Genomic DNA, 5,150 nt, shown 5'->3' with positions numbered 1-5,150 from the left:
TGGCGGACATCGACGAGCCGACCACGCCGTTCGGCTTGAGCGAGGTGCGCGGCGACGGCGGCGGGGTTCGAGAGGCGCAGCGGATGCTGCCGCAGCAGCTGAACGCGCAGCTGCGCAGCCAGGCGCGACGGCTGGGGGTGAACCTGGCGAGCCTGTGCCATCTGGCCTGGGGACAGGTGGTGGCGCGCAGCAGCGGCCGCGAGCAGGTGGTGTTCGGCACGGTGCTGTTAGGCCGCTTGCAGGGCAGCGCTGGCGCCGACCGCGCCATGGGGCTGTTCATCAACACGCTGCCGCTGCGGCTTGATCTTGATGGGACCGCGGTCGAGGCGAGCGTGCGAACCACGCATGCCCGACTGGCCGAGCTCTTGGCGCACGAGCAGGCCTCGCTGGCGCTGGCGCAGCGCTGCAGCGCCGTTGCGGCGCCCGCGCCGCTGTTCAGCGCGTTGTTGAACTACCGCCACAACACCGCGGCGGTCGCCACCGCAACCGATGACAGTCTGGTGGGCGTGGAATGGCTGGGCGGGGAGGAACGCACCAACTATCCCCTGACCTTGTCGGTGGAGGATTTTGGCGAGGCGCTGGGCCTCACTGTGCAGGTGGCGGAGCCAATCTCGGCGGATCGGATCTGCGGCTACATGCAGCGGGCGCTCAAGCAGCTGGCAGAGGCGCTGGAGCATGCGCCGGACACGCCGGTGCGGGAACTGGACATCCTGCCGGCTGAGGAGCGCGCGTATCTGCTGGAGGAGCTGAACCGGACGGCGGTGACGTATCCTGAGCAGCAGTGCATCCATGAGCTGTTTGAGGCGCAGGTGCGCCAGGTGCCGGATGCGGTGGCGGTGGTCTATCGGGACCAGCGCGTCAGCTATGGCGAGCTCAATGCGCGGGCCAACCGCCTGGCGCATCATCTGATCGCCCTCGGGGTCAGGCCGGACCAGCCGGTGGCGATCTGCGTTGCGCGCAGCGTGGCGATGGTGGTCGGCCTGCTGGCGATCCTCAAGGCCGGCGGGGCGTATGTGCCGCTGGACCCGGCCTATCCGTCGGCGCGGCTGCGGCAGGTTCTCGACGATGCCGCTCCGCAGTTGCTGCTGGCCGATGCAGCGGGGCGATCGGCGCTGGGCGACGATGCGCTACGCGATCTGACGGTGGTGGATCTGGCGACGATGCCGGAATGGGCAAATCTGCCGGCGTCGGATCCGGACCCGCGCGCGCTTGGGCTGACCTCGCGCCATCTCGCCTATGTGATCTACACCTCCGGCTCAACCGGCGCCCCCAAGGGCGTCATGATCGAGCATGCGAGCACGGTGAACCTGCTGCATTGGAGCAGCGGCGTGTTTGCGGAGGAGACCAGCCGCATGCTGTTCTCCACCTCGATCAGTTTTGATCTGTCCGTCTATGAGTGCTTCGTTCCGCTTTCGCAAGGAAGCACGCTTTACCTTGTCGAGAATGCGCTGGCGCTGGCCGAGAGGTCTTTGGATATCTCTTTGATCAACACTGTCCCTTCGGCGATCGCCGCTCTGCTCGATCAGAAAGCAGTACCGGCTTCGACAAGCGTCGTCAATTTGGCCGGCGAGCGGCTGACGGCGGATCTCATTGCGAAGGCATTTGAGAGCAGTGGCGCCGAGAAGATCTGTAATCTGTACGGTCCTTCCGAGACAACGACCTACTCGACCTGGATCTGCGTGCGAAGGGGGGACGTTGTCGTTGAGACGATTGGCCGTCCGATCGCGAACACGCGGGTGTATCTGCTGGATGATCATGGCGGGCTGGTGCCGTTCGGTGCGGTGGGGGAGCTCTGCATTGGCGGGGCGGGGGTGGCGCGCGGCTATCTGAACCGGCCCGAGCTGACCGCGGAGCGGTTCATCGCCAGTCCCTTTGTGGACGGCGACCGGTTGTACCGCACCGGCGATCTGGCGCGCTATCTGCCGGACGGCAATCTGGAGTTTTTAGGCCGCAACGACGACCAGGTGAAGATCCGCGGCTTCCGCATCGAACCGGGCGAGATTGCGGCGCGGCTTTGCGGCCACGCCTGGGTGCGCGAGGCGGTGGTGGTGGCGCGCGAGGATGGTCGCGGCGAGCAGCACCTCGTTGCGTATGTCGTTGCCGCCGGAGCTGAGGAATCTGATCTTGCCGGCGGTTTACGGGCGCATGTGAGTGCGGGGCTGCCGGACTACATGGTGCCGAGTGCGTTCGTGCGGCTGGCGGCGCTTCCGCTGACGCTGAACGGTAAGCTCGATCGAAACGCGCTGCCGGCCCCGGGCGACGAGGCGTATGCGCGGCGGACCTACGCGCCGCCACAGGGCGAGATGGAGACGGTGCTGGCGCAGATCTGGGCCGAGCTGCTGGGGCTGGAGCGGGTCGGACGGCACGACAACTTCTTCGAACTGGGAGGGCACTCGCTCTTGGCGGTGCAAATGATCGAGCGTCTACGGCGGCGGTCACTGCGCATCGAGGTGCGCACCTTGTTCGTCAAGCCGGTGCTGGCGGATCTGGCCGCAAGCCTGGGCCGCCATCACGAGGTGGCGGTCCCGGCCAACCTGATCAGCGAACAGAGTACGGCGATCACGCCGCAGATGCTGCCGCTCATTGAGCTGGCTCAGGGCGAGATCGACCGGATCCTCGCCACAGTGCCCGGCGGGGTCGGCAACATCCAGGACATTTATGGCTTGTCGCCGCTGCAGGACGGCATCCTGTTCCATCATTTGCTGGCGGCAAAGGGCGATCCATACCTGCTGGTGTCGCAGATGGCGTTTGCCGAGCGTGGCGTGTTGGACCGCTATCTTGCTGCGGTCCAGCGGGTGGTGGACCGGAATGACATCCTGCGTACCTCATTTGTCTGGGAGGGGTTGTCGCGGCCGGCCCAGGTGGTGTGGCGGAAGGCGCAACTGGAGGTGATCGAGGTCCAGCTGGATGGCGCTCATGGTGCTGGAGCCGAGCAGCTTAAGGAGCGGTTTGACCCGCGTCGGCACCGCGTCGAGCTTGGCCGGGCGCCACTGCTGCGGTTTGTGATTGCGCGCGAGCCCGATAGCGCGCGCTGGCTGCTGCTGGAGCTGCAGCATCATCTGATCGGGGATCACACGACGCGGGACGTGATGCATGCTGAGGTCCAGGCTGTGCTGGAGGGACGCGAGCATGAGCTGACGACGCCGCAGCCATTCCGCAATCTGGTGGCCCAGGCGCACCTACGCCGTGATGCCAAGGCTGATGAAGCGTTCTTCCGGGAGTTGCTGGCCGACATCGACGAGCCGACCACGCCGTTCGGCTTGCGCGAGGTGCGCGGCGACGGCGGCGGGGTTCGAGAGGCGCAGCGGATGCTGCCGCAGCAGCTGAACGCGCAGCTGCGCAGCCAGGCGCGACGGCTGGGCGTGAGTCTGGCGAGCCTGTGCCATCTGGCCTGGGGACAGGTGGTGGCGCGCAGCAGCGGCCGCGAGCAGGTGGTGTTCGGCACGGTGCTGTTAGGCCGAATGCATGGCGGCGCGGGTGGCGACCGCGCGATGGGGCTGTTCATCAACACGCTGCCGCTGCGGCTTGACCTTGATGGGACCGCGGTCGAGGCGAGCGTGCGAACCACGCATGCCCGGCTGGCCGAGCTCTTGGCGCACGAGCATGCCTCGCTGGCGCTGGCACAGCGCTGCAGCGCCATTGCGGCGCCCGCGCCGCTGTTCAGCGCGCTGTTGAACTACCGCCACAACACCGCGGCGGTCGCCACCGCAACCGATGACAGTCTGGTGGGCGTGGAATGGCTGGGCGGGGAGGAGCGCACCAATTATCCGCTGACCTTGTCGGTGGAGGATTTTGGCGAGGCGTTCGGGCTGACGGCGCAGGTGGCGGAGCCAATCTCGGCGGATCGGATCTGCGGCTACATGCAGCGGGCGCTCGAGCAGCTGGCAGAGGCGCTGGAGCGGGCGCCGGACACGCCGGTGCGGGAGCTGGACATCCTGCCACCTGACGAGCGGGCGTATCTGTTGGAGGAGCGGAACCGGACGGCTGCGGCCTATCCGTCGGACCGGTGCATCCATGAGCTGTTCGAGGCCCAGGTGCGCCAGGTGCCGGATGCGGTGGCGGTGGTCTATCGGGACCAGCGCGTCAGCTATGGCGAGCTCAATGCGCGGGCCAACCGCCTGGCGCATCATCTGATCGCCCTCGGGGTCAGGCCGGACCAGCCGGTGGCGATCTGCCTGCAGCGCAGTCCGATGATGGTGGTGGGGCTGTTAGCGATCCTCAAGGCCGGTGGGGCCTATGTGCCGCTGGACCCGGCCTATCCGTCGGCGCGGCTGCGGCAGGTTCTCGACGATGCCGCTCCGCAGTTGCTGCTGGCCGATGCAGCGGGGCGATCGGCGCTGGGCGACGATGCGCTACGCGATCTGACGGTGGTGGATCTGGCGGCGGCGACGCCGGAATGGGCAAATCTGCCAGCGTCGGATCCGGACCCGCGCGCGCTTGGGCTGACCTCACGCCATCTCGCCTATGTGATCTACACCTCCGGATCCACAGGCACGCCCAAGGGCGTCATGATTGAGCATGCGAGCACGGTGAACCTGCTGCATTGGAGCAGCGACGTGTTTACGGCATCAGAGATCAGCCGCACGCTGTTTGCCACCTCGATCAGTTTTGATCTGTCCGTCTATGAGTGCTTCGTTCCGCTTTCGCAAGGAAGCACGCTTTACCTTGTCGAGAATGCGCTGGCGCTGGCCGAGAGGTCTTTGGATATCTCTTTGATCAACACAGTGCCCTCGGCGATCGCCGCTCTGGTCGACAGGAAAGCAGTGCCGGCTTCGACAAGCGTCGTCAATTTGGCGGGCGAGCGGCTGAAGGCGGATCTCATCGCGAAGGCATTTGAGAGCAGTGGCGTCGAGACGATCTGTAATCTGTACGGTCCTTCCGAGACAACGACCTACTCGACCTGGATTTGCATACGAAGGGGGGACGTTGTCGTTGAGACGATTGGCCGTCCGATCGCGAACACGCGGGTGTATCTGCTGGACGGTCATGGTGCGCCGGTTCCGTTTGGCGCGGTGGGGGAGCTCTACGTCGGCGGGGCGGGGGTGGCGCGCGGCTATCTGAACCGGCCCGAGCTGACCGCGGAGCGGTTCATCGCCAGTCCCTTTGTGGACGGCGACCGGCTGTACCGCACCGGCGATCTGGCGCGCTAT

At 66.5% G+C, this 5,150-nt stretch carries 1 protein-coding gene; it reads left to right on the top strand.

Features of this window, described 5'->3' with window-relative positions; all coding sequences use genetic code 11:
- The coding region (locus tag XH88_RS07665) for a non-ribosomal peptide synthetase (RefSeq protein ID WP_271614806.1) at window positions 1-5,150 on the top strand (5,150 nt) is incomplete at both ends.

This window comes from Bradyrhizobium sp. CCBAU 51627, from assembly GCF_028128765.1.
Taxonomy (GTDB): Bacteria; Pseudomonadota; Alphaproteobacteria; order Rhizobiales; family Xanthobacteraceae; genus Bradyrhizobium.
The sequence above is the reverse complement of the archived record's forward strand: the minus strand, read 5'-3'. Positions and strand labels throughout refer to the sequence as shown.